The 23818-nt window shown below is 41.2% G+C and carries 17 protein-coding genes; all 17 read right to left on the reverse strand.

Annotated elements, in window-relative coordinates:
- Nucleotides 1-191: 191 nt before the first annotated feature.
- Nucleotides 192-854: a hypothetical protein gene (locus J1C77_RS09060; protein WP_002918437.1), complete on the reverse strand. Its 663-nt coding sequence runs from the start codon at nt 852-854 to the stop codon at nt 192-194.
- Between the two features lie 54 nt (nt 855-908).
- The gene (locus tag J1C77_RS09065) at nt 909-4010 is read right to left on the reverse strand and encodes a DEAD/DEAH box helicase (RefSeq protein WP_002920551.1); all 3102 of its coding nucleotides are present in this window, start codon (nt 4008-4010) and stop codon (nt 909-911) included.
- Between the two features lie 128 nt (nt 4011-4138).
- Nucleotides 4139-5449 carry a ribosome biogenesis GTPase Der gene (gene der, locus J1C77_RS09070; protein WP_002920549.1) on the reverse strand — a complete coding sequence of 437 codons (1311 nt, stop codon included), beginning with the start codon at nt 5447-5449 and terminating at the stop codon, nt 4139-4141.
- 42 nt (nt 5450-5491) lie between these two features.
- Nucleotides 5492-6208: an NADPH-dependent oxidoreductase gene (locus J1C77_RS09075; protein ID WP_002920547.1), complete on the reverse strand. Its 717-nt coding sequence runs from the start codon at nt 6206-6208 to the stop codon at nt 5492-5494.
- On the reverse strand, nt 6205-7104 hold the full coding sequence (dnaI, locus tag J1C77_RS09080) for a primosomal protein DnaI (RefSeq protein ID WP_002920546.1): 900 nt from the start codon (nt 7102-7104) through the stop codon (nt 6205-6207). The genes J1C77_RS09075 and dnaI overlap by 4 nt, the downstream gene beginning before the upstream one ends.
- A complete protein-coding gene (locus J1C77_RS09085) occupies nt 7105-8289 on the reverse strand; it encodes a hypothetical protein (RefSeq protein ID WP_002920544.1) in 1185 nt (394 codons plus the stop codon).
- On the reverse strand, nt 8290-8763 hold the full coding sequence (gene nrdR / locus J1C77_RS09090; RefSeq protein ID WP_002894570.1) for a transcriptional regulator NrdR: 474 nt from the start codon (nt 8761-8763) through the stop codon (nt 8290-8292). It lies immediately after the preceding gene.
- Nucleotides 8764-8933: 170 nt separating this feature from the next.
- Complete coding sequence (locus tag J1C77_RS09095) at nt 8934-9749, reverse strand: endonuclease/exonuclease/phosphatase family protein (RefSeq protein WP_002920541.1); 816 nt, start codon at nt 9747-9749, stop codon at nt 8934-8936.
- 17 nt (nt 9750-9766) lie between these two features.
- Complete coding sequence (locus J1C77_RS09100) at nt 9767-11959, reverse strand: PTS transporter subunit IIBC (protein ID WP_002920539.1); 2193 nt, start codon at nt 11957-11959, stop codon at nt 9767-9769.
- A gap of 287 nt (nt 11960-12246) precedes the next feature.
- On the reverse strand, nt 12247-12936 hold the full coding sequence (locus tag J1C77_RS09105) for a response regulator transcription factor (protein ID WP_002920537.1): 690 nt from the start codon (nt 12934-12936) through the stop codon (nt 12247-12249).
- Between the two features lie 9 nt (nt 12937-12945).
- Nucleotides 12946-14370 (reverse strand): NADP-dependent phosphogluconate dehydrogenase, encoded by a 1425-nt coding sequence (gndA, locus tag J1C77_RS09110; protein WP_002920536.1) that lies wholly within the window; start codon nt 14368-14370, stop codon nt 12946-12948.
- Nucleotides 14371-14498: 128 nt separating this feature from the next.
- Nucleotides 14499-16073, reverse strand: coding sequence for a hypothetical protein (locus J1C77_RS09115; protein ID WP_002920534.1), 1575 nt, complete (start codon nt 16071-16073; stop codon nt 14499-14501).
- 70 nt (nt 16074-16143) lie between these two features.
- Entirely contained in the window at nt 16144-17364 is a 1221-nt protein-coding gene (locus tag J1C77_RS09120) for a DNA cytosine methyltransferase (protein WP_042763165.1), read from the reverse strand.
- 14 nt (nt 17365-17378) lie between these two features.
- A complete protein-coding gene (locus J1C77_RS09125) occupies nt 17379-18359 on the reverse strand; it encodes a DUF4160 domain-containing protein (protein ID WP_002920531.1) in 981 nt (326 codons plus the stop codon).
- 2 nt (nt 18360-18361) lie between these two features.
- On the reverse strand, nt 18362-19420 hold the full coding sequence (locus tag J1C77_RS09130; RefSeq protein ID WP_002920530.1) for an AAA family ATPase: 1059 nt from the start codon (nt 19418-19420) through the stop codon (nt 18362-18364).
- Nucleotides 19413-21059, reverse strand: a complete 1647-nt coding sequence (locus J1C77_RS09135; protein WP_002920529.1) for a DUF262 domain-containing protein — start codon at nt 21057-21059, stop codon at nt 19413-19415. The genes J1C77_RS09130 and J1C77_RS09135 overlap by 8 nt, the downstream gene beginning before the upstream one ends.
- Nucleotides 21060-21141: 82 nt before the next feature.
- The gene (locus J1C77_RS09140) at nt 21142-23793 is read right to left on the reverse strand and encodes a valine--tRNA ligase (protein ID WP_002920528.1); all 2652 of its coding nucleotides are present in this window, start codon (nt 23791-23793) and stop codon (nt 21142-21144) included.
- Nucleotides 23794-23818: the final 25 nt, after the last annotated feature.

The following is a 23818-nucleotide window of genomic DNA, read 5'->3' on the forward strand; positions in this document are numbered from 1 at the left end:
TTACAAGCTTTTAGGCACCGCCAAAACACCAAAGAAGCCGGACCAATCAGTAAGTCCTAGCTTCTAGCATCGGTCTTTTTCAACCGATGATGGATGTTATATGCAGATAGATTTTACATTTACATAATCAACTAGCAATTTCCTTTATACATCAGAAAATTGCAGGCAGAAAAGACTCGAGCAAGCCAGCTTTATTCGCTGTCCAAGCCTGTCAAATTCAGTTCCTGAGCCTTGGAATGCTTCAACTGCTCCTCCTTAGCTCTATCCTGATTATAGATCTGACTGGTTTTTAAAAAATCATAATTGTTCTTCTTAGGCTTTTCTTCCGGCTCCTGTGGCTGAGGGCTGCTATACTCAGGCTGAATATCTGCCAAAATATAGTTATCCTGCTGAAGCCTATCGCCAAACTTCGTAAATTCGCCCGATGTATTCTTCTGAAAAGGGGCTGTTGGCTTCGGTCTTTCCGCATTAGAAGCTGTTGGAAGCTTTCTGCTGCGGACCTTAGTCGGAAGGTCGCTGGTCAGATAAGACGCTGAACGCTTCTTTTTCAAATCTGCCCGAGCCTCCTCGCGTGCCTGCTCAGCATAACGGATAGCTGGATCTTTCTTATCAATCGGCTTTTTAAAATCCTTGAAAGCAGACTGCTTTTGCAGCGGTCTTCTGATAGCCTGACTGGCAGCGATGGGAGCATGCCTGTTGGAGTCCACGATCGGCATCCATTCCAAATAATTACGGTCTGTATAGTCTCCGGTAATGTTGCTAATGAGATCCAGTTCATCATAAAGATTCATATGCGGCATTTCCGTCAGCATGATTTCATCATCTGACACCAGAGGAAATTGTTTATCAGTCATATCTTTTTCCTTTCAACCCTTCATTATTATAAACTATTCAGGCTATTTTTCAAGCTATTCTGCCGAAATTCCCAGAATTTCTCGAATTTCCTCCACAGAGAGACTGGATTTGGCTTCTGCTCCGTCCAGAATAGTCGAAACCAGATTGCGCTTGCTCTCCTGCAACTCCTGTATCTTCTCTTCAATCGTGCCTCGTGTAATCATCCGATAGACTTCGACATTGCGCTCCTGACCGATACGGTGGGCACGGCCTATGGCCTGGGCTTCAACCGCTGGATTCCACCAGAGGTCAACCAAGATAACTGTGTCAGCACCAGTCAGATTGAGACCGACACCTCCAGCCTTGAGGGAGATCAGAAAGGCTGAACGCTGGCCGTCATTGAAGGCAGTTGTCATGTCCTGACGCTCCTTGGCTGGAGTAGAGCCTGTAATCTTAAAGGACTCCATGCCCATCTTGTCCAGCTCACTCTCGATAATATCCAGCATACCACGAAATTGTGAAAATATGAGGACACGACGATTACCATCTTGTATCTGTTCAAGTAATTCCCGCAAACTTTCCAGCTTACCGCTCTCGCCCTCGTAATCTTCCATAAACAGCTTCGGAGTATCACAGATCTGACGGAGGCGCATAAGACCTGACAGAATCTCTATCTTGCTGCGGTTGATTTCATCTTCTGTCGCATGGATAATTCTGTCCTGCATTTGTTTGAGCAGAGCCAGATAAATAGTCTTCTGGCTATCTGCCAATTCATTGCGATAAGCTACTTCAATCAAATCTGGCAATTCCTGCAGCACATCTTCTTTCTTGCGCCGCATGACAAATGGTTTGATATAACGGGCGACTTTCTCAGCCGGCAGTTTTAAAAATTCTTTTTTGCTCGGCAAAAGTCCTGGCATGACAATCTGGAAAATAGACCAAAGTTCTCCCAGATTATTCTCAATCGGCGTCCCAGAAAGGGCATAAGTATGCTCCACTTCAAAATCCCGCAAATACTGGGCAATCTTGGTCTGGTCATTCTTCATGACCTGAGCCTCATCCAAAATCAGATACTGGAAGTGGTTGTCCTTGTATTCTTCCACATCCTGCCTGAAGGAAGCATAGCTGGTAATGGTAATCTGATGCTTCTCCGCAATCAGCTCATCACGAACATTTTTCAGACCATACACCACCGCCACATCCAAATGCGGAGCAAATTTAGCAAACTCATCGCTCCAGTTGTAAATCAGGCTGGATGGCGCCAAGATTAAGACTTTCTTAGAGTCATCTATACGCGAACTCAGAAAAGAAATTGTCTGCAGGGTTTTCCCTAGTCCCATATCGTCAGCCAAGATGCCACCGAAGCCATACTTATCCAGCATGGATAGCCACTTGACACCCGTCTCTTGGTAATCCCGAAGGTCAGCCTTGACTTGTAGCTCAGGAAGAGGGAATTCCTCTGGGTGAGTCAGGTCAAAGGCCAGCTGCTGTACATCTTTTGAAAACTGTACCCTATCCTTGCCCTTAAAAAACTCTGCCAGTTGATAAGCTGCCAGACTGCTGGTCTGAATGAAGCCATTTTTAGTCCGCTTACTCCGCAGCTGCTGCAAAGTCCGACTCATCTCCTTGGTCTCTTCATCAAAAATTAAAACTTTCCCAGTTTTACTGATAAAATAATCTTTCTCCAAAAATAAAGAATTTAGTGCAGAATCTATCTCAGACTGCTCAATACCCGCAAAATCAAAACCAACATCTAAGAGGCCGCCCTTCATCTTGACAGAGATCCTTGGACTTTCTGTCTGTGCCAGTGCCTCTAACTCTTCTGTCATGCTGACACAGCCCAAAGCCTCAAAGTTGGGAATGACTTCTGAGAAGAAATGATAAATTTCTTCCGGCTTCAGAGGCGGTCTCTGACTGTAAAAGTCTGCCACAAAACCTGCCTGCAGCATTTGCTTAAAGACTTGCTGCTCATGCTCAAAATTGCCCGCAAAAGGCAGACGTTCCAAATCTTTTCGAGTCGTCACCTTCCTGTCTCCATAGTCAAAGACAGTATCCAAAATCAGACGCTTGTCAGGACCGATGTCAAAGTCAAACTTGGCTGTAAAGTCATGAATCATCATACTTTCAGGTGCTTCTACCCGACCAACTTTTTTAAACTCAGACAAACTGGAAGCCAGCTTAGTCCTTTCTGACAAGTCGAATTGCAGGCGCTTCAACCGATCATGCTCTATAGGCAACTCCCGTAAAGCCTTAATCAGTCTTATCTGCTGAGGATTTAGCTGGTAGAAGGTATCTCCATAAAAGATAAACTGCCCATCATAAAGCATCTTATAATTCTTCTCAGCAATGACTAGCTCAAAATGCTCTTCATACTCTTCCACTTGGAAAGTATAAACTTCTGCCTCTTCATGTAAATCTTGGAAAAAGACTTCACTGTAGTCATAAAGGCTGTACTCTAAGCGGAAAGAAGATAGATTCATCAGGAAGATAACTCCCTCTTCAAAGATACTAGATGGGAAGAAAAGATTGCGCCCAGCATTTGGGAAAATCAAAGAAGAATCTTGCCCCTGATAGTCGGACACTAGTCCTTGCAGGAAAACGAGCAAATCTTGACTGGCTTCATCAAAATCCTCCAAATGAATAGCCTCATAGTAACTCTTACCAATCTGATAATGCCCGCCCTTTTCCAAGGTCCGAAGGAAGGAAAGAACGTCTCGTACAACATAAGAGCGCTCATCCGGTAAGCGGCTGATCCGAAGACTCCAGAGAAACTGCCCTGTATAAGAGTCCTCCTGACCAGTAGCTGAAAGCTCATAACGAACCTGTTGATCGGATTTCTCCGGCAAGACCTTATCCAAGAACAAGCTTCCGAAAGAAACCAGCTCTTGGGTCTCCTGACTAGTCATCTCCTCTTCTTCCATACTCTTTAGCACATCTTTTCCTGATGGGGCATTTTTCAGATAATACTCCAAGGCTGCCAGATGGGCACAGTATTTTTTCTTCTGGAAAAAGTCGCAATAACAAAAGATGACATCATCATCCAAGCTATAGCGCAGATTACACTCGTCCACACGAGCATATAAAAGTGAATCACTGACCTCAAGGATTACTACCTTATTGTTTTCAACCAGGGCAATTCCTTCTGTCCGAATCTTTCCAGGAATTAATTTTGCCATAATTACCACCTTACATTTATCTCACCATTATACCATACTTTTGACATAAAAAAAGAAAAGCAAGCTCTTATGCTTACTTTCATTTTTACATATAAACGTATGTTTGTCAAATTGCTGTTTTCCAACTCCTACTTTCGCTTCCTTGCAATCAAGTGAATCGGAGTTCCTTCAAAGACAAAAGCCTTGCGGATTTGATTTTCCAAGAAACGCAGGTAAGAGAAGTGCATGAGCTCTTCTTCGTTGACAAAGATGACAAAGGTCGGCGGTTTGGTTGCTACCTGAGTCGCATAGAAAATCTTGAGACGCTTGCCCTTGTCAGTCGGCGTCGGATTAATGGCGATGGCATCCATGATAACATCATTGAGCACTGCTGACGGAATACGGGTATTCTGACTCTGACTGATTTGCTTAATCATGTCCGGCAGCTTATGGAGACGCTGCTTGGTTAAGGCTGAAACAAAGATAATCGGCGCATAAGACAAGTACTGGAACTGGTCACGGATATCTTCTTCCCAGTCTTTCATGGTATGGTTGTCTTTGTCCAGCGTATCCCACTTATTGACAACAATAACAATACCTTTTCCAGCTTCATGGGCAAAGCCAGCGATTCGCTTGTCGTACTCACGAATTCCTTCTTCGGCATTCAGCACCATCAGAACGACATCTGAGCGATCGATCGCCCTCATAGCCCGCATGACAGAGTACTTTTCCGTATTTTCATAGACCTTGCCTGACTTGCGCATACCAGCCGTGTCGATCATGGTAAATTCCTGACCTTCACTGTCCGTAAAGACCGTATCAATAGCGTCACGCGTTGTACCAGCCACAGGACTAGCAATGACTCGGTCTTCCCCCAAGATAGCATTGATCAAGCTAGACTTGCCAACATTAGGGCGGCCAATCAAGCTAAACTTAATCATATCAGGATTTTCGGCCACTTCTTCATTTGGCAGGTTTTCAACAATAGCGTCAAGAACATCTCCTGTACCAATCCCATGGACTGAGGAAACTGGGAATGGATCGCCTAAGCCCAGCGCATAGAAATCAAAAATCTCATTGCGCATTTCAGGATTGTCCACCTTATTGACCGCTAAAATAATCGGCTTATGGGTCTTGTAGAGCATGCGAGCCACATACTCGTCCGCATCCGTGATACCTTCCTTGCCAGACACGACAAAAACGATAACATCTGCTTCGTCCATAGCAATCTCAGCCTGGTGTTTGATTTGCTCCATAAAAGGCGCGTCAACATCGTCAATTCCGCCCGTGTCAATAATACTAAACTTACGGTTGAGCCAGCTTGCTGTCGCATAGATTCGGTCGCGGGTCACCCCTTCAACATCTTCCACAATGGAAATCCGCTCACCGGCAATCCGATTGAAGAGCGTTGATTTGCCGACATTAGGACGGCCGACAATGGCAATAGTTGGTAAGGCCATGTTTTTCCTCTTTCATTCTTTAGGACAGAGCCAAACTCCGCCCTATTTTTCTAATTTCTTTTCTTTGAACAATTGGTCAATAGCCTGATTAGGCTCCTGGCCAAATTGAGCAGCTAGGCGCTGACTCCAGGTTTCCTTAGCTCGCTCGCCAGCATATTCAGTCTGTACGTGGTCATAGGCTTGGATAGTTGAACGATCCTGTTCACGATATTCTTCCTCAAAGACCACTGCTTCATAAGGCAAACGTGGCTTAACAGCATGGTTCTGGTTGGGAGTCCCCAGAGCAATCCCAAAGACTGGATAAGTGTAGTCCGGCAGCTTGAAAAGCTCTGCTATTTGACTAGCAGCATAACGAACCAATCCAATGATTACTCCGCCATAACCCAAACTTTCAGCCGCTAAGAGAGTATTTTGCCCCGCCAGAGCGGCATCTACTGAGCTAATCAGGAGATTCTCCGTTCCCTCAGGATAAAAGTCTTCCGTATGCATGTGAACGCCCTTTTGAGCTCGATTGAGGTCGCCAACAAAAAGCAGGAAGGCCGAAGACTGCCGAATGGCTTCTTGGGGGACCAGGTCAAAGAGAGCTTCTTTTTTCTCTTTGCTTCGCACCACAATGATAGAATAGGACTGGAAATTCTTCCAGCTGGATGCAGCTCGACCAGCATCAATGATGGCACGTAATTCCTTATCCGAAATCTGCTCCTCCGTAAAGCGGCGAACAGACGTATGAGATGTCATTAAGTTAATCGTTTCATTCATCGGCGGTTCTCTCCTTCTAGGCGTACCTCCTGAGCCAGAAACTTAATCCGCTCCATAACCCGCTTGGCCTGCCAAGTCTCATCGCCATTCTTAGAGCTGGCAAAGTGACGCTCTAAATCCGCAAAACTAAAGTTAGAAGTAAAGAAAGTTGGCAGATTTTCCTGCATACGGTGCTGGAGAATGACCTGCAAAATCTCATCGCGCATCCAGGGGCTAGACTGCTCTGCACCGATATCGTCCAAAACCAGCACTTGAGCTGTCTTGACTTGGTCAATCTTCTCCTTAACCAAGCCGGAACTGATCGCATTCTTAACATCCAAAACAAAGCTTGGATAGTGAAGGAGTGTCGTTGAAACACTGCGTTTTTCTGACAAATCATGCGCCAGAGCAGCCATCATGTAGCTCTTCCCGACTCCAAAATCCCCGTAGAGATAAACAGCCTTCTGATAATTCGGAAACTCAGCAACGAAGTTGGTCAACAGTTCAAAAGCTTTGTAGCGGCCAACATCGTCCAGATCCACCTGAGCCAGACTAGCCTCCTTGAGACTGGCTGGTAGGCTGATAAGATTGAGACGGCTTCTAATAGCCTCCTGTCTCTCCTGCTCAATCAACTCGGGCGTCTCTTCATAGGCAACATCCGCATAGCCTTCATTTTTCACCAAGATTGGCTTATAGCCCTTGGCAATATAGGTCTCGTCCCTCAGCAAAAAACGGTTGCGCTCCGTAATATACTGGTTAAACTTGGAGACACTGCGCTGAATCTCAGCTTGGGTCAGCTTTTCCTGCTGGATAAAGGCTGCCACATCTGGATCCGCCATGATTTGCTTGACCAGCTCCTGATAGTCAAACTGCCGCACCCTATTCATATGAGGCATATTCTGTCCTATTTTCTCCATTTATTCGCCTCCTCCTTCAAGTTTGGCTAAGAGCCGACGTTTCTGCTCTTCTAGCTCGGCCTGCTTCTCTGCACTCGTTTCGTTTTTATAATCCGGCTGACTCCAGTCAGGTACGTTGCTTTTATGAGTTTTATTATTTCCTTTAAACTCCCCCTGCTTTTGAGATTTTATTTCCTTAGACAAAAATTCCACGGCATCTTCAGCTTGATTTAGTCCTCTATATGAATAATCATTCACCAATGCTTTAAAAAGATTAGCTTTTAGATTACTAGTATCCGTATATCTATTAAAATAATCAAATAGAGCTACATTTATTACTTCATCCAGCAAGCCAAGATTTTTAGCGTATTTTAATACTTCCTTTTCAGACCCAGTTATACCCGAATACTTACTCTCTTTAAATTCAGCCAGCACATCAATTGGAGTTTTAGATTTTGCTACTGAAATTAGAGATTTCTCCGAATCAGAAAATATCACTTTACTCGAATTTTGTATTTTATTCTTGAAAAAGTTTTTAATCCTTTTTATCGAAATAACATCATCAACAGCTGTTGCCTTGGCAACTTGATACACGTCAAACCAAGATTTTTTATATTTTTCAGAAATGTTATAGAGAGCAATTATACTGTCATCCTTATTCTCGAACCTCAGTAAATCTCTAGCCATCATTCGTTCAAAATGTTCTATTTCAAAATCATTTTTTGGTCGATTCGTAATAAAGTTTTCTCCTGAATCATCAAAAACATCTGAAAAGTTTTTTGATATTTTTTTCTCGTGAATCAAATTTACTTTTTCAAAGTCGGAGACACAGGCCTCACCTATTTTTTTTTCAAGTAAATTTCTATATACATTGTGCTTTAAAAAATCTTGAGTAGATAGCGTAGGGTATAATACAATCCCAAAAATTTGTTGATTTTGAGAGTCTTTTTGTTCATAAATTTCAATAAGATTCATGGCCGACAACAAATCAAAACTATCTTGTAAAGTATTAAAACCAAAATTTAAATGATTAAGTATTTCAGTAAATTGATGTGGCTTACTGCCGTTATCCCAGATAGTAACAAGAAATTGGTACACAGAAGAAGATCTCATACCTATGATAGGTAAGTAACACCTAATCAAATCACCAATATTCAAATTTACAAAATAATTTTTAATAAAGTAAAATTTATCATTTGGTTTCATTTATTTGTCCTTTTTCTTCTTGGACCCCTTGGTAATCTGCTTGAGCAGGCTTTCTAGCTCGCCCACATCCTTGAAACTCCGGTAAACACTGGCGAAGCGAACATAGGTGATTTCATCAAGCTCGGCCAGTTCATCCATGACTAAGGATCCAATATACTCACTATTGATTTCATTGTCGCTCTGACTGCGGACTTTTTGCTCGATTCGGTTGACAATCTCCTCTATTTCATCACTAGATACCGGCCGCTTTTGCGCCGAGCGAATAATACCGTTAAAAATCTTATCCCGAGAAAATTGCTCGCGTGTCCCGTCCTTTTTGACAACTACTAGGGTTCTCTCTTCGACGCGCTCGTAGGTCGTGAAGCGGTGCTGACATTCCTCACACTCACGGCGGCGGCGGATCGTATTTCCATCTTCTGCCTGTCTGCTATCAACTACACTTGATTTATTCCCACCACATTTCGGACAACGCATACCATTTCCTCCTAAAATCCTAATACTTCATTATAACACGTTTTCAAGAATAACAAAAGACAGCCGTTTGGGGTGTAACATTTCACCATTTTACATTAAACATGTGTTTATCAAAAATAAAAAGCGAGGCAAATCTGTTGCGTTCCCAGTCTTGCCTCATCTTTTTATTTCTATAAAGTCACTTGCACTTCTATACCAAAATGGTCACTGACAACAGGGGTTTCTTTCCCGTCAAAAACAACAGCGGAGCGCTCAACATCCATCCCTTGACTAGTGAAAACATAGTCTATCTTCAGAGCATGCTTATTATCATCCCAGCCTGCAATAGTCCCTTCTACTGTCGCCTCTCCGATAGCTTCTCTCGCAACGGCATGACTATCCTGCAGCTTCAGCGGACTGGCTAAGATAGTCTGGTAGCCTTGCTGGCCGACTGGATTGTTGAAATCGCCCATGAGGACCAGAGGAGTTTTAACCTTGAGAAGCTCTGCTTCAAGCTTAGCCCATTCCCCCTGGAAGCCTTTGTCCCACCAAGACAGATGGCAGGAGGCAATTGTTAGCAATTGACCTTCCACCTCAGTCTCGGCTAGCAAGACCTTGCGGGTATGGTAATCCCTAGGATCATTAGCCTCTGATACCAGAACTTCTCTAGGAGTCAGCGGCTTTCTGGACAGAATTGCCACTCCTTCGTTATAAATATCAAACCCAATATGATTATAGGCCCAGGACCAATGATAGTCCAGTCCTGCCTCAGCCAATTTTTCTACCAAACAAAGGGCAAAATGGTCTTGATGGATCTCAATTGCGCCCTCAACCGCCTGATAGAAAGGAGCCTGAACAACCTGTTCAGACTCCGTTAATTGATTGACTTCCTGCAGGCAAATGACGTCATATTTTTCTTGAAGAATGCGTTCTGCAAGCTGATTAAGCTTGGTTTCTTGCTCTTCTTCCATCCAACTATGAGTATTTAATGTCAGGAATTTTGCCATGATTTCTCTTTTCTATATTACAATTCAACCTTAGCAACAACTGTCTTAGCAGATGATTGACCAAGTTTTTCTACTGTTACAGACTTGATGGCTGCTGCATTAGTGAAGACTACGATAGTTGAAGTTTCGCGTCCTGCTTCCTTGATTGCTCCCAAGTCAGCCGTTACAAGAAGATCTCCAGCTGCAACTTTCTGACCTTCTGAAACATGAACTTCGAAAGGTTTACCTTCAAGGCTAACAGTTTCCAAACCAATATGTACCAAGACTTCTAAGCCGCTATCTGTTACAAGACCGATAGCGTGCTTGCTAGGGAAGACGCTAGTTACTGTACCAGCAACTGGTGAATAAATCTTACCGTTTTCAGGCTCAACTGCAAATCCGTCACCCATCATTTTTTGTGAGAATACTGGATCTTTAACATCTGCCAAGTCAATGACTTGACCGTCCGCAACAGTTTCAACTTCCTCAGTCACACCTTTATAAGTAACTTCGGCAGCTGCTGATTCTGCTTTTTGGCTCGGAAGTGTTTCAGGAATCACTTCACCAGAATCCAACAAGTCTTGAATATCAGACTTAAGAACGTCAGCTTTTGGTCCGTAGATAGCCTGAACGCCTTGGCCTTTCATAACCAAGCCCATAGCGCCTTCAGCTTTCCACTGTTCTTCTGTTCCAACTTTTTCAGCATCTTTGACAGTCACACGCAGACGAGTCATACATGCATCTACATCTACGATATTAGCGCGACCACCCAGAAGGTTGATAACATTTACTGCTTGAGATGCTTCAGCAACTTTACCGCCAGTTGACTCTGATGAAGAAGCTTCATCTGAACCGTCTGCTGTTTCATAGTTACCATTACGTCCTGGAGTTGCGTAGTTGAACTTCTTGATCATGAAGTTAGAAATGAGGTACATCACAACACCAAAGAGGATAGTTACCCAGATGAAGTTGATGATATCCATTCCTAAGCCAGCATTGATGGCCATAGGAGTACGGGTCAAGAATTCGATAGAACCGAATGAGTGCACACGAAGGTTAACGATGTCAGCCATTGCAAACGCAGCACCTTGTACAAATGCATAAATGATATACAGTGGTGTTGCAACAAACATGAACATGTACTCGATTGGTTCAGTAACCCCTGTCAAGAAGGTTGCCAAAGCAGTCGCAATCATCATACCTTTGTATTTGTGCTTCTTGTCAGCATCCACGTTGTGATAGATAGCTGCCGCTACCCCCATAAGGATACCGAATGAACCAATCATCTGACCAACTTTAAAGCGAGCTGGATGAACTGTATCAAGCAAGTGTTGGTAAGTAGAAGGATCAGCTGATTTCGTACCAACCAAGTCAGTTACCCAAGCCAACCACAGTGGATCTTGACCAGCTACAGTTGTTCCCGCACCAGAACCAGTAATAACGTGATAAACACCACCTAGTTCTGTGTAGTTCATTGGGATGGTCAACATGTGGTGCAAACCAAATGGAAGCAAGAGACGTTCCAAAGTACCATAGATGAATGGTGCCAAAACTGGTGCAGTATCTTGTGAGTTAGCAATCCAAATACCAAAACTGTTGATACCTGATTGAACAACTGGCCATACGAATGACAAAACAATTGCTACGATTACTGAGCGCAAGATAACAACGAAAGGTACAAAACGCTTACCATTGAAGAATGACAAGGCATCTGGCAATTTACGGAAATTATAGTATTTGTTATAAGCTGTCGCTCCAACAAAACCAGCAATAATTCCGACAAAGACACCCATGTTCAGAGCTGGCGACTCTAGAACGCTGATGAAATAATCAGAAACCTTAATAGATGCGCCAAACATTGTTTTAACTACAGCTGCCTTATCTGAGAGCATATCGCTGGTAACGCCAAACATAACACCAGTAATACGGTTAATCAGGATAAAAGACAGACCTGCTGCGAAGGCACCGCCTGCGCGTTCTTTTGCCCAGCTTCCACCAATAGCCAAAGCAAAGAGGATATGCAGGTTACCGATAACCCCCCAACCAATCTGCTCTAAGACACCGCCGGTAGTGACTAAAACACCTAGATTTGGATTAATCATCGGAATCGATTTACCGATACTAATCATCAGTCCTGCTGCCGGCATAACAGCAACGACCACCATCAAAGCTTTACCGAATTTTTGCCAAAATTCAAAGCTAAAAATGTTCTTGAATGAATCTTTCATCATTCAGACCTCCTTATATTTTTTGCAAACCACTCCTTTTTGTGAAATCGTTTGCATATCGATACATCTATTATAGCACGATTTTTTATTTTGTAAAGGCTTTTATAAAAAAATTTTCTCTTTTTTTGCACCTAAAATACTGAATTTTCTCTTCAAGAGTTATATTTTTTCTATATTCAAACGAAAACGATTGCATAAAATAGTTAGAAAAATCCCATTAGTTCTCCTATCTATACTATAACAAGAGCAAAAAAACTCCGTCTCCTAAGGAGAACAGAGTCTTTAATTTTTTATTCTTGCATGGCATAACCAACACCGCGAACGGTTTTGATATAGCTTGGCTGCCCCTCCACATCAATTTTACTGCGCAGATAACGAATATAAACATCTACAACGTTGGTCTCCGTTGCACTCTCGTACTTCCAGACACGCTCCAGCAGCTGCTCACGTCTCATGACCTTATTGCTGCCCATCAGGGTTACCAGCAGATCGTACTCCCGCCGCGTCAGCGCAATAACTTCCTCGCCACGGTAAACTGTGTGATTTTTAATATCCACTCGCAGATTCCTGTAAGAGGTCGGAATTTTTAAGAGGCTGCAGTGCTGGTCGATAAAGTCACGACCGCGGAAAATGATGGAGACACGCTCCACTAAATCACTGATAATGAAAGGCTTGACTACGTAGGAAACAGCAAAATGCTGGATTGCTTCCCGCTGATCTGCAATCTCTTCGCGACTAGCCAGAACGATAATGACGGACGCTGGCTTAATCAAGCTCAGCTGCTGAGCAAAATCGCTGGCAGTCATATCTTGAAGATTATAGTTGAGCAAGAGCAAGTCATAATCCACATCTTTAGCCAAAGCCAGTCCCTCTTGACCAGTCTCAGCCAAATCTACAAGAAAGCTTTCCTTTTGCAGTTCCAAACTCACAAATCGGGCAAGATTTTTTTCATTTTCTACTAGTAAAATTCGCTTTGCCATAGGCCTATCCTATTTTTCGTCGTACCAAGAATAGTGGTAGGTACCTTCTTTGTCTTTACGGTTGTATGTATGAGCACCAAAGTAATCACGCTGCGCCTGAATCAGATTAGCTGGCAGATTTTCCGCGCGGTAGCTATCAAAGTAAGCAATGGCACTGGAGAATGTTGGCACTGGTACTCCCGCTTGCACAGCCAAGCTGACAACATCACGTACTGCCTGCTGATACTTAGCCGTAATATCAATAAAGTATTCATCTAAGAGCAGGTTTGCAAGATCAGCATCACGGCCGTACGCGTCTGTAATTTTCTGAAGGAAGCGGGCACGGATGATACAGCCAGCACGCCAGATAGAAGCAATCTCACCGAATGGCAGGTTCCAGTTGTTTTCCTTAGAAGCTACACGCAGCTGCGCAAAACCTTGAGCATATGACATGATTTTTGAGAAGTAAAGAGCCTGGCGGATCTTTTCAATCAACTCCGCCTTGTCTCCCTCAAAGGTGAAAGCAGCTGGTTTTGGCAATACTTTGCTGGCAGCCACACGCTCATCTTTGTAGGTAGAAATGTAACGCGCAAAGACTGACTCTGTAATTAATGGCAGCGGCACACCTAAATCCAGAGAAGATTGACTGGTCCACTTACCAGTTCCTTTATTGCCAGCTGCATCCAGAATATAGTCAACGATTGGGCCAGCTTGCCCTTCATCGTCCTTGCGTGTCAAGATATCCGCTGTAATCTCAATCAGATAACTGTCCAACTCGCCTTTGTTCCACTCTGTGAAGATATCAGCCATTTCACTAGCTGAAAGCCCCAGCAAGTGCTGCATAAGGTCATAACTTTCAGCGATTAGCTGCATATCTCCATATTCGATTCCGTTATGGACCATTTTTACATAGTGACCAGCACCATCAGGACCGATATAGGTCACACATGGTGCACCGTCTTCAGGAGCTTTAGCAGAGATTTCTTCCAAGACATCTGCTACCAACTCATAAGCTTCTTTTTGACCACCCGGCATGATAGACGGTCCTTCCAATGCGCCCTTTTCACCCCCAGAAACGCCTGTACCGATGAAGTTGATGCCAGAGTTAGCCAACTCTTCATTGCGGCGAATGGTATCTTTGTAGAAAGTATTCCCACCGTCAATCAGAATATCGCCCTTATCCAAGTGAGGAAGCAAGGCCTGAATAGTCGCATCTGTACCAGGACCAGCTTGCACCATCAGCATAATCCGACGTGGTTTTTCGATAGAGTTCACAAAAGACTCCACATCATAGCTTGGCACAAAGTTTTTCTCAGGATGAGAGGCAATGACGTCCTCTGTCTTATTTGCTGAGCGATTATAGATGGCAACTGTATAGCCACGAGATTCGATATTTAGGGCAAGGTTACGGCCCATAACAGCCATACCAACAACACCAAAATTTGCTTTAGTCATTATGTTCTCCTATAGTTTGTTTGTCTTATTTTATCATTTTTAAGGCTTAAAAGAAAGTATTAAGTCGGAGACTTATGAAAGGGGGGAGGGATAGAAAAACAGTATCTTCAACAACTATCATTATTATTCTATTTACTTACCCAGCCGATGGCATCACTAGGTGGGGTTTCGGTATCAATCCAGATGAATTCAATACCGATTTCACCATTTTTAAACTTAGTTAAGCGAATACCGTTGATTTCAAGTTCATTGAGTCGTTGACCTGTCAAGACTTCTCGTTCTTTCAACTGGAAAACACCACGCAAAATCCATTTCCCAAGAATTTCTTGCTTATCAGTTGATTGAATCGCCTTACCAGCTTCTTGGTTTATGTAGGCATTGATGATATCACCAGAAGATAAGAATCGTAGTTTAAAAGTTCTTTCTTCTTTGGGCAGAGCTAGTTTTTTAGTGCCAGGTTCAAAAGTCCCAAATCCAGGACCAAAGAAATTTGGTCTTTCATCATGGAAGTTCTTGGAGTCAGGTAGCGGAATGTAAACTTCGCTAACTGGACGATAAACTAACTGTTCAATTTCTTTAATGAGTTTTTCGTTGCCAGTCTCGTGGACAAAGTTAATCAAGCGCTCACGAATAGCCTTCATCTGAGCTTTTTCTTTCTTGCTGGTCCATTTCTTCAAGAGAATTTCTTCTAAAGAGTAGGTCACAAAATCTAGTTCTTCTAGAGATAGACTGTCCTTAAATTTATCTTGAATTTTTAAAATCCGTGGCTCACGGTCGTCTCTGGCTAATTTTGAACCACCGTTAAAGGCATTAAAACCAGAGTTTTCTTCCACATTTCCATGTTTGTCTGTGATAACCCAAGACACCGTTTCTAGGATATCAGATTGTCCCTTTTCAGCTGTCAGTAAATGAAGATTCTCAAACAAAGAAATAGGATCTTCGATATAATGGACGTCCCAAGTATCTACCACAATGTCTTTGTTGTTAAATGTCATGTGGAGCTGGCTGTCAGCTGCTGTGTACTTGTAGTGGTGTTGCCCATCCGTAAAACGGAAATTGGTTGGAGTATTTTTCGTGGTTGAGCCTTTAATGACCAGATTATCAATATCAACTGGTAAATAAGTCGTCTCACCGACAAAAATCTTAGGATTCTCTCCCTTTGATGTCGGCATCAGGACATGATAAACTGATTCGACATTGACTGAATCTGAGTTAAACCCCTTGATCTGTGCCTTGGAGGATTCGATTCTCTGATTTCTCAGAGTAGCAATCTTTCGTGCCAACTCTTCATAGCGTTGGTAGTTTTCCTTGTCCGCTGTTTCTTTATCAGCTGAAATATCTGCATGAAACTTGATATCACCCAACAAGTCCGTCCAGGTTTGAGAGTCTTTCTTAAACTGAGCGATTTTTTGGTCCCCGGACTTAATTCCAAAAGATTTGATACCCACTAGGTACTTATGATTTTCATCTACAACGACAGAGACATCAAAGGAAGTATTGGCGATATCTTCCCCTATGGCATTAAAGGACTTCTGGAAAACAGTCTCCTGAAATTTGGAATTAACAATTGGAGCTACATAATTCTCTGTTTGTCCCTCGTCTTCGGATTCTGCCTTTTGAGAGAAAGCTTCACTCAAGCTAGCGAAGTTGGTAATTAAGGTTTTGTATTTTTCTTTTTGTTCAGACTTTAGATGTTCCCACATAAGCACCCTCTTTTCTATTTTCAGTATATCAAAAGAAGATTAGATTTTCACTAATCTTCTAGTATATTCGTTAATTGATACTGTAAAACTCAAGATTCCCTTGTTTTTTAACCAATCTCAAATACTCTTCATCTGACAGAAGGGCTAGACCATCATCATAAGACTTGATTTTTTCAAGAGCCTGGTCATAGTTATCTACAAAATCCTTGACATAGGATTGCCCTTCAAATTGACCATTCATCTTGGTATAGATAATGGCGAATTTCCCTGAGCGTTCAAGCTGAGATTGTCGTTGACTTTCGTTTAAAGCCTTGGCAACATTCTCCGCAATGCGCTTAATCACGGGCACAACTACACTGTTTCCAGCTTGTTTGTATAGCTGACCATTAGAAACTCCTTCTGGAATTTTAAAGGATTTAGGATAGCCTTGAACATTAAAGGTTTCTTTCGGTGTCAGTTTACGAATCTCACCACTATCCGTCAAAATCAATGGAACGTTGTGTCCACCTGTTCCCATGTTTGCTGTCAGGGTAGGAACAACTCCGTTTTTATTTTCACGGACATACTGACGGCGCCACTGGTAGACCGTATCCTGGCTGGTAACTTCAAACTTCAACTGGTCATAGAAATTTTGCTTGCCTTCACGGTAGTAGTAGACCTCGTCTAACTGGTCACCAAAGTTAATCACATCCTGAAGAGTCGTAGTCAGCTTGATTTCCTCTGGGAATTCAAACAAATCATAAGCTTCCTTGGTATCAAAACCAACAATATAAATCCGTTCACGGTTTTGTGGAATATTTCCATAGTCTTTCCCGTTGAGGACCTTCCACTTGATGAAGTAGTTGTTCTCGGTCAAGGCTTCACGAATAACCTTGAAGGTATTGCCATGGTCATGACCGACCATATTTTTGACGTTTTCGATGAAAATAGCACGTGGTTTACGCCACTCAATCATGCGAAGCAATTCGAAGAAAAGATCGCCACGATCATCATCAAAGCCCTTGCGATAACCCGCAATACTAAAGGCCTGACATGGGAAACCTCCCATAATCACATCCACGCGCTCAGCTGGAATATCCTCTGGCTGAACGTCGTGAATGTCACGACCATCCAAATAGGTATCTGGATGGTTTAACTGATAAGTCTGACGCGCATACTTATCAAATTCATTGGCATACACCACTCTGAACTCATTGGTCTGTTCAAATCCCAACTCAATTCCCCCAACACCTGAGAAGAAAGCTGCAATGTTGTACTTCTCAGAGTGGTCCGAACTTACAGAATTTGTCATGTAGTTACCTGCTTTCATTTTTTTATATGTAATTTATTCCATAAATCAATTAACTCCGTCTCTTTATCTTCAATAAACCGTTTAATCATCTGTATATCACTTGTAGGAAAATGTATATCTTTAAGTTCTTTTGTATCAAACCAATATGTACCCAAAGAACTACCACAATATTCTATTTGAATATTATTTTGATCATCTTGGATTGAGAAAACCAAGGAATATTCAGAGTTAATAGGTATTTTGTTAATCAATCTATCTGGATGTACTGTGTTCCAACAGTCAATTAACTGTTGAAAATTTCCTTTTATCCAACCATCAATTTTCTTTTTATCTTTTTTTGGAAAAGAAATATCTCTTTCTTCTAACCCGGGGAGTTGGTATGCCCCCCGCTTTTCCCCCTGATATAAAATATGAAAATGCGGAGGATGATTTTGCTCATTTTTATAAACCACAGCATGATACTGTTTCGTATGATCAATTGTAATTTTCTTTTCACTTTCTTTTTTTGAAAAAACTTCGTAAGATGGTAAATCTATGAAATTATGTACTATAATTTCTTCTTGATGACTTTTTACAACAGTCATAGATAACTTTTTAAAAACATCAAAACTATCTGAGTAAAAAGAAATAAGTAATTTATCCCGTTCAGAGGCTTCGTATAATGCCTTTACATCAAATGCTTTATTTTCTTTCCATTGGTAGGAGATGGTATTATTAATTTTTGAATCAAGATCCCAGTAATGCGAATGATGAATCAAAGATAGTAATTTTTGTCTAGACGTTAACCCTTTACCTACTTTCCCAGTTAAAAAATCATGAAAAGTGTCTTGACTAGTAATCTTAGAGGAATATAAATCAGACTTTGAAAATAAAACATTTTTCTCTCGAGTTAATGTAGTATAGAGAGGAATAAAGATATTATCTAGATATTGTTTAAATTCATAAACATTTCTATATTGTTGATTCAACGAAGAGTCATTTATAATCAGCTCCATAACTATAACCCCAGCATCCTCAATAAATCATTATCGAATTGATCAAATAATCCATCTTGCGGATTGATAACATCTCCTTTTCCTTTTACTTCAATTTCATGATTTAGTGTTTTAAATTCTTCGTCCAGTTCAACAAAATTAATGCCGAATAATTCTTGTGAATTTTTCTTGTCATCAGATTGATCTCTTGATATTGCTACTCTAATTGCATTAAAAACATGATCACTATGCGTTTCAATAAAAAGTTGGCGATTGTGTTCCGCTATATGTATTAAAAAATCTGTTAATGCAGATTGTGCCTTAGGATGTAAATGTAACTCTGGATTTTCAATCAATAAAACATCTCCTTCTTGACTACCTAAACACAATATTAATATTGAAATTATAAAACTAGTTCCAGTCCCTAAATTTTTAGGACGATTGGATATTATATTCCCTCTTACATCATATGTAACTTTCACAAGATCAGTTTGTTCTATTTCTTCTATTTTCAATTTAGTATCAAGAATTTTATTTAACCAATAATTCAATTCTACTAACAAAGTATTCGAACCATCTTGATTCATAACAAAATCTTCATTCAAAGATAATTTTTTATTTTTCTGAAGAAACGAAAATAAATATTGACCATTTGATTGAAAATACTGTTCTTCTGAAAAGGATTCTGGGTAAACATCTTTTGCACCAATTCTATCTGCTGATATATACTTTACTTTGTTAAAAAAATGTTCATTTACATCATAATAAACAATATCACGTGAAATACTTAATTTAAAAACATTATTGTCATCCCTAAGTGAAATTTGTATATCATCTGTCGCCTTCTTACTTTTTATTTCATTGTAATTACCAAGCCTAATAAAATCACCATTCAGAACAGTATTTGTAGTCATTTCATCATTCTTATAATTCAATTTATCTGCCTGAGAAAGTACTAGAATAGATTGGAGAACGGAGGATTTTCCAGATGAATTCGTTCCTAAAAAAAGATTCAATTTTTTTAGTTTTATTTCAACATCTGTAACACTTTTAAACGATTTTACTTTTAGCTGTTTAAACATTAATTTCCCTCAATAATTTTTCCATAATTTCAAACCTAGTCTCTATCTTTGTTTTTCCATCACGAAAACTCCCTATGCTATCAATAAAGTTATCGTCTTGAAATAAAGAATCTAGTTTTACAAATACAACTTGTTTCAGTTCTTCTTTTTGAGGTATTCTAGACAAAAAATACATCTGAGTTTCAAAAATATTCATATTAATTGGTCTACTAGATTTATTATTTTTATTAATAAAAGCATCCTTACCTAAATAGAAAATTGCATTCTCAAGACCAACCTGAACTTTAGCACTATATAAATCAAAAGTTTTTTCATCTAATTGATTAAAATAGCTCATCGCATTCCCTAAAAGTGTATCTATATCCGAAAACTCATAACCATACTTTAAATACTCGAAATAAAACTCAAAAGCGAGATAGCGAAGTACAATATACCTATCTTTCATTCTAGTATCTTTAACGAAATAGTCTGATGTAGATTGTCTAAATATTGCTGATTTTACTATATCTTTAAGGAAGTTTGTAATCTGTCCATTATATAATGCGTTTCTTATTTCTTGTTTGTTCAATTGTGTTCCTGCACGATTAACTCGATCAAATATATGGAACTTAATTGAATCATCAGTTGGAGGAACTATAACATAAGACTGTATCTGATAATCCTCTATCCTCGATTGTAAGAGTGGGTCTAAATCTTTAAATAATTTATCATTATGCTGTGATAAAATAGATAGGCCAGTTAATGGAAAACGATTATCCATAAATTCAAAAAATGCAGTTAACCTCTGACGCCCATCTACAACAATCAACTCACCATTACTACCTTCGTTAAAATAGAAAATTGGAATTGGCAATCCCATCAATATACTTTCTATCAATTCTGATTTCTGACCAGGTCTCCAGACATCTAAACGCTGAAAATCACTATCTAGATTAATCAATCTTTTATTAAATTTTCTATTTAATTCAAAAACAGAATACGTATTTTTGTCAATACTTATACTTTTTGGAGTAAAAATTTGACTGCTGTCTTTTGAAAATCCATTTGTAATAGACAAATCTTCTTCAATTTGATCTTTGGGATTCCAATCTTTTAAGACAGGAACATCTAGTATATTAGAAAAATTCTCTTCCCCTAATATATCTTTTATATACTGCTCTTTTCCTATAAATGTATTATTGATTGCAGCAAATATTGAAAATAAAGCTTTTATTGATATTTTCCCAATAGCTTGATTAGGAGTTCCATTAATAGAAGGACCTATATTCTGAGCATTTTTTACATCTGGATAAATATAAAAATCATCAGGAGTCATTTCGACTGGTAGTTTCCATAATATTTCAACATCTAATTCATAATTTTTCGAAGATTTTTCCAAATAATCAATGGAATATACTTTTGCAAATGCAACTAAACCATTTTTCCAAGGTCTTCTATCCCCACCAAGGACTAGTAGGACTAAATCTCCAATTTTAATTTCATTTTTATACCAATTTAATTTCGTTATATGAACATTTTTAATTAAATCTCCATTTTGAAAAGATAAAATTTCTTCAGCAGTCTCTATTTGACTTGTCTTAATACTATATACAGAGATACTCTCCCCATTAATCATCAATTTATTCTTAATATCAGGCATATGTATCCTCACTTTCACTACCTAAAACTGATATGTTATCAATAACATGAATTAACATTCATCTTATTAAATGATAATATACCTATTTCACAAGTTTCCTCATCTCCTCAATACGCGGCACTGTCGCATCGTACTTGGCTTGGTAGTCGGCTTGTTTGTCGCGTTCTTTTTGGACGACTTCTGGTTTGGCGTTGGCTACGAAACGCTCGTTAGAGAGTTTCTTGCCGACCATATCCAGTTCTTTCTGCCACTTGGCTAGTTCTTTTTCGAGACGAGCCAGTTCTTCCTCGATATTGAGGAGGTCTGCCAGCGGCAGGTAGATTTCTGCGCCTGTGATGATGCTAGACATGACCAGCTCAGGCACAGCAAGATCTGCCGCAATTTCCAGATGCTCAGGATTGGTGAAACGCTTGATGTAGTTGACATTATCCTTGAAGAAGGTTTCCAGCGCGCTGTCAGTCGTCTTAATCAAGATGGTAATCGGCTTGCTTGGTGCCACATTAACCTCAGCTCTGCTATTGCGCACCGAACGGATCAAATCCTTGAGGGCTTCCACGCCAGCTGCTGCCTCGGCATTTTCAAACTCTGGACGAACCACTGGATAAGCTGCTGTCACAATGGTGCCTTCTGAGATTTGTCCAAAGATTTCCTCAGTCACAAAAGGCATGATTGGGTGAAGCAGGCGCAGGATTTGGTCCAGCGTGTAAAGGAGGACAGAGCGAGTGATGACTTTCTCGTCGTCATTGTCGCTGTAAAGCACTTCCTTGGTCAGCTCCACATACCAGTCAGCAAATTCATCCCAAATGAAGTTGTAGAGGATATGGCCAGCCACACCAAACTCAAACTTGTCGAAGTTCTCAGTCACCTTGCCAATGGTTTCGTTGAGATTGTGGAGAATCCATCGGTCTGTGACATTGCCTGTCTGACCAACCGCCACCTGAACGACATTTTCACGCGCCGCATCTAGCGTCAAGCCTTCATTGTTCATGAGGATATAGCGGGAAATGTTCCAGATTTTGTTAATGAAGTTCCAAGAAGCATCCATTTTCTCGTAAGAGAAGCGGACATCTTGTCCAGGGGCAGAGCCGTTTGACAGGAACCAACGCAGGCTATCTGTTCCGTACTTATCAATAACATCCATTGGATCAATCCCATTTCCCAGTGACTTGGACATCTTACGTCCTTCCTCATCCCGAATGAGACCATGAATCAAGGCATTTTTGAATGGCGACTTGCCAGTAAATTCCAAACCTTGGAAAATCATCCGAGATACCCAGAATGGGATAATATCATAACCAGTCACCAAGGTTGAGGTTGGGAAGTACCGTTTGAAGTCTTCTGAGTCAACATCAGGCCAGCCCATGGTTGAGAAGGGCCAAAGGGCAGAACTGAACCAAGTATCCAAGACATCTTCGTCCTGAGTCCAACCGTCACCTTGAGGAGCTTCCTCACCGACGTACATTTCACCCTCAGCATTGTACCAAGCAGGGATTTGGTGACCCCACCAGAGCTGACGGGAAATTACCCAGTCGTGGACATTTTCCATCCATTGGAGGAAGGTATCGTTGAAGCGTGGAGGATAAAATTCAACCTTGTCCTCTGTATCTTGGTTGGCAATGGCATTTTTAGCCAATTGGTCCATCTTGACGAACCACTGGGTAGACAAGCGTGGCTCAACCATAACGCCAGTCCGCTCTGAGTGACCAACGCTGTGGACACGTTTTTCGATTTTAACCAGGGCACCTATTTCTTCCAACTTGGCAACGACAGCCTTACGAGCTTCAAAACGGTCCATTCCTGCAAATTCAAAGGCAAGCTCATTCATAGTTCCATCATCGTTCATAACATTAACTTGTGGCAAGTTATGGCGTTGACCAACTAAGAAGTCATTTGGATCGTGTGCAGGCGTGATTTTCACGACACCCGTACCAAACTCAGGATCCGCATGTTCATCCGCCACGATTGGGATTAATTTATTAGCAATCGGTAGGATAACGTTTTGACCAATCAAGTCCTTGTAGCGTGGGTCTTCTGGATTGACCGCAACGGCAACATCCCCAAACATAGTCTCGGGACGAGTTGTCGCAACTTCAAGGACGCGGGAGCCGTCTTCCAGCATGTAGTTCATGTGGTAGAAAGCACCTTCCACATCCTTATGGATAACCTCGATATCAGACAGAGCTGTGCGAGCTGCTGGATCCCAGTTGATGATAAACTCACCTCGGTAGATCCAGCCTTTCTTGTAAAGCTCGACAAAAACCTTGCGTACGGCTTTGGACAAACCTTCGTCAAGGGTGAAACGCTCACGAGAGTAGTCTACAGAGAGCCCCATCTTGCCCCACTGTTCTTTGATGGTTGTCGCATATTCGTCTTTCCATTCCCAGACTTTATCTAGGAATTTTTCACGACCAAGGTCATAGCGGGAAATGCCTTGCTCCCGCAAGCGCTCCTCGACCTTAGCCTGAGTGGCAATCCCAGCGTGGTCCATCCCAGGCAGCCAAAGCGTGTCAAAACCTTGCATGCGCTTCTGACGGATGATAATATCCTGCAAAGTCGTATCCCAAGCGTGACCAAGATGAAGCTTACCAGTCACGTTTGGTGGTGGAATCACGATCGAATAAGGCTTAGCCTTTTGATCTCCTGAAGGCTTGAAAACATCGGCATCAAGCCATTTTTGGTAACGACCAGCCTCAACTTCGGCTGGATTGTATTTAGGTGAAAGTTGTTTAGACATGTGTGTTCTCCTTACATAATTCATT

Source organism: Streptococcus sanguinis, from assembly GCF_050223295.1.
GTDB classification, from domain to species: Bacteria; Bacillota; Bacilli; order Lactobacillales; family Streptococcaceae; genus Streptococcus; species Streptococcus sanguinis_X.

What these genes read in the sequence shown, in the direction of transcription:
- J1C77_RS09075 (WP_002920547.1), bottom strand. Translation starts at nt 6,208, where the DNA reads ATGAATGAAACGATTAACTTAATGACATCTCATACGTCTGTTCGCCGC.
- J1C77_RS09140 (WP_002920528.1), bottom strand. Translation starts at nt 23,793, where the DNA reads ATGTCTAAACAACTTTCACCTAAATACAATCCAGCCGAAGTTGAGGCT.
- J1C77_RS09060 (WP_002918437.1), bottom strand. Translation starts at nt 854, where the DNA reads ATGACTGATAAACAATTTCCTCTGGTGTCAGATGATGAAATCATGCTG.
- J1C77_RS09125 (WP_002920531.1), bottom strand. Translation starts at nt 18,359, where the DNA reads ATGGAGCTGATTATAAATGACTCTTCGTTGAATCAACAATATAGAAAT.
- der (WP_002920549.1), bottom strand. Translation starts at nt 5,449, where the DNA reads ATGGCCTTACCAACTATTGCCATTGTCGGCCGTCCTAATGTCGGCAAA.
- J1C77_RS09115 (WP_002920534.1), bottom strand. Translation starts at nt 16,073, where the DNA reads ATGTGGGAACATCTAAAGTCTGAACAAAAAGAAAAATACAAAACCTTA.
- J1C77_RS09100 (WP_002920539.1), bottom strand. Translation starts at nt 11,959, where the DNA reads ATGATGAAAGATTCATTCAAGAACATTTTTAGCTTTGAATTTTGGCAA.
- dnaI (WP_002920546.1), bottom strand. Translation starts at nt 7,104, where the DNA reads ATGGAGAAAATAGGACAGAATATGCCTCATATGAATAGGGTGCGGCAG.
- J1C77_RS09120 (WP_042763165.1), bottom strand. Translation starts at nt 17,364, where the DNA reads ATGACAAATTCTGTAAGTTCGGACCACTCTGAGAAGTACAACATTGCA.
- J1C77_RS09105 (WP_002920537.1), bottom strand. Translation starts at nt 12,936, where the DNA reads ATGGCAAAGCGAATTTTACTAGTAGAAAATGAAAAAAATCTTGCCCGA.
- J1C77_RS09130 (WP_002920530.1), bottom strand. Translation starts at nt 19,420, where the DNA reads ATGTTTAAACAGCTAAAAGTAAAATCGTTTAAAAGTGTTACAGATGTT.
- nrdR (WP_002894570.1), bottom strand. Translation starts at nt 8,763, where the DNA reads ATGCGTTGTCCGAAATGTGGTGGGAATAAATCAAGTGTAGTTGATAGC.
- J1C77_RS09095 (WP_002920541.1), bottom strand. Translation starts at nt 9,749, where the DNA reads ATGGCAAAATTCCTGACATTAAATACTCATAGTTGGATGGAAGAAGAG.
- gndA (WP_002920536.1), bottom strand. Translation starts at nt 14,370, where the DNA reads ATGACTAAAGCAAATTTTGGTGTTGTTGGTATGGCTGTTATGGGCCGT.
- J1C77_RS09085 (WP_002920544.1), bottom strand. Translation starts at nt 8,289, where the DNA reads ATGAAACCAAATGATAAATTTTACTTTATTAAAAATTATTTTGTAAAT.
- J1C77_RS09065 (WP_002920551.1), bottom strand. Translation starts at nt 4,010, where the DNA reads ATGGCAAAATTAATTCCTGGAAAGATTCGGACAGAAGGAATTGCCCTG.
- J1C77_RS09135 (WP_002920529.1), bottom strand. Translation starts at nt 21,059, where the DNA reads ATGCCTGATATTAAGAATAAATTGATGATTAATGGGGAGAGTATCTCT.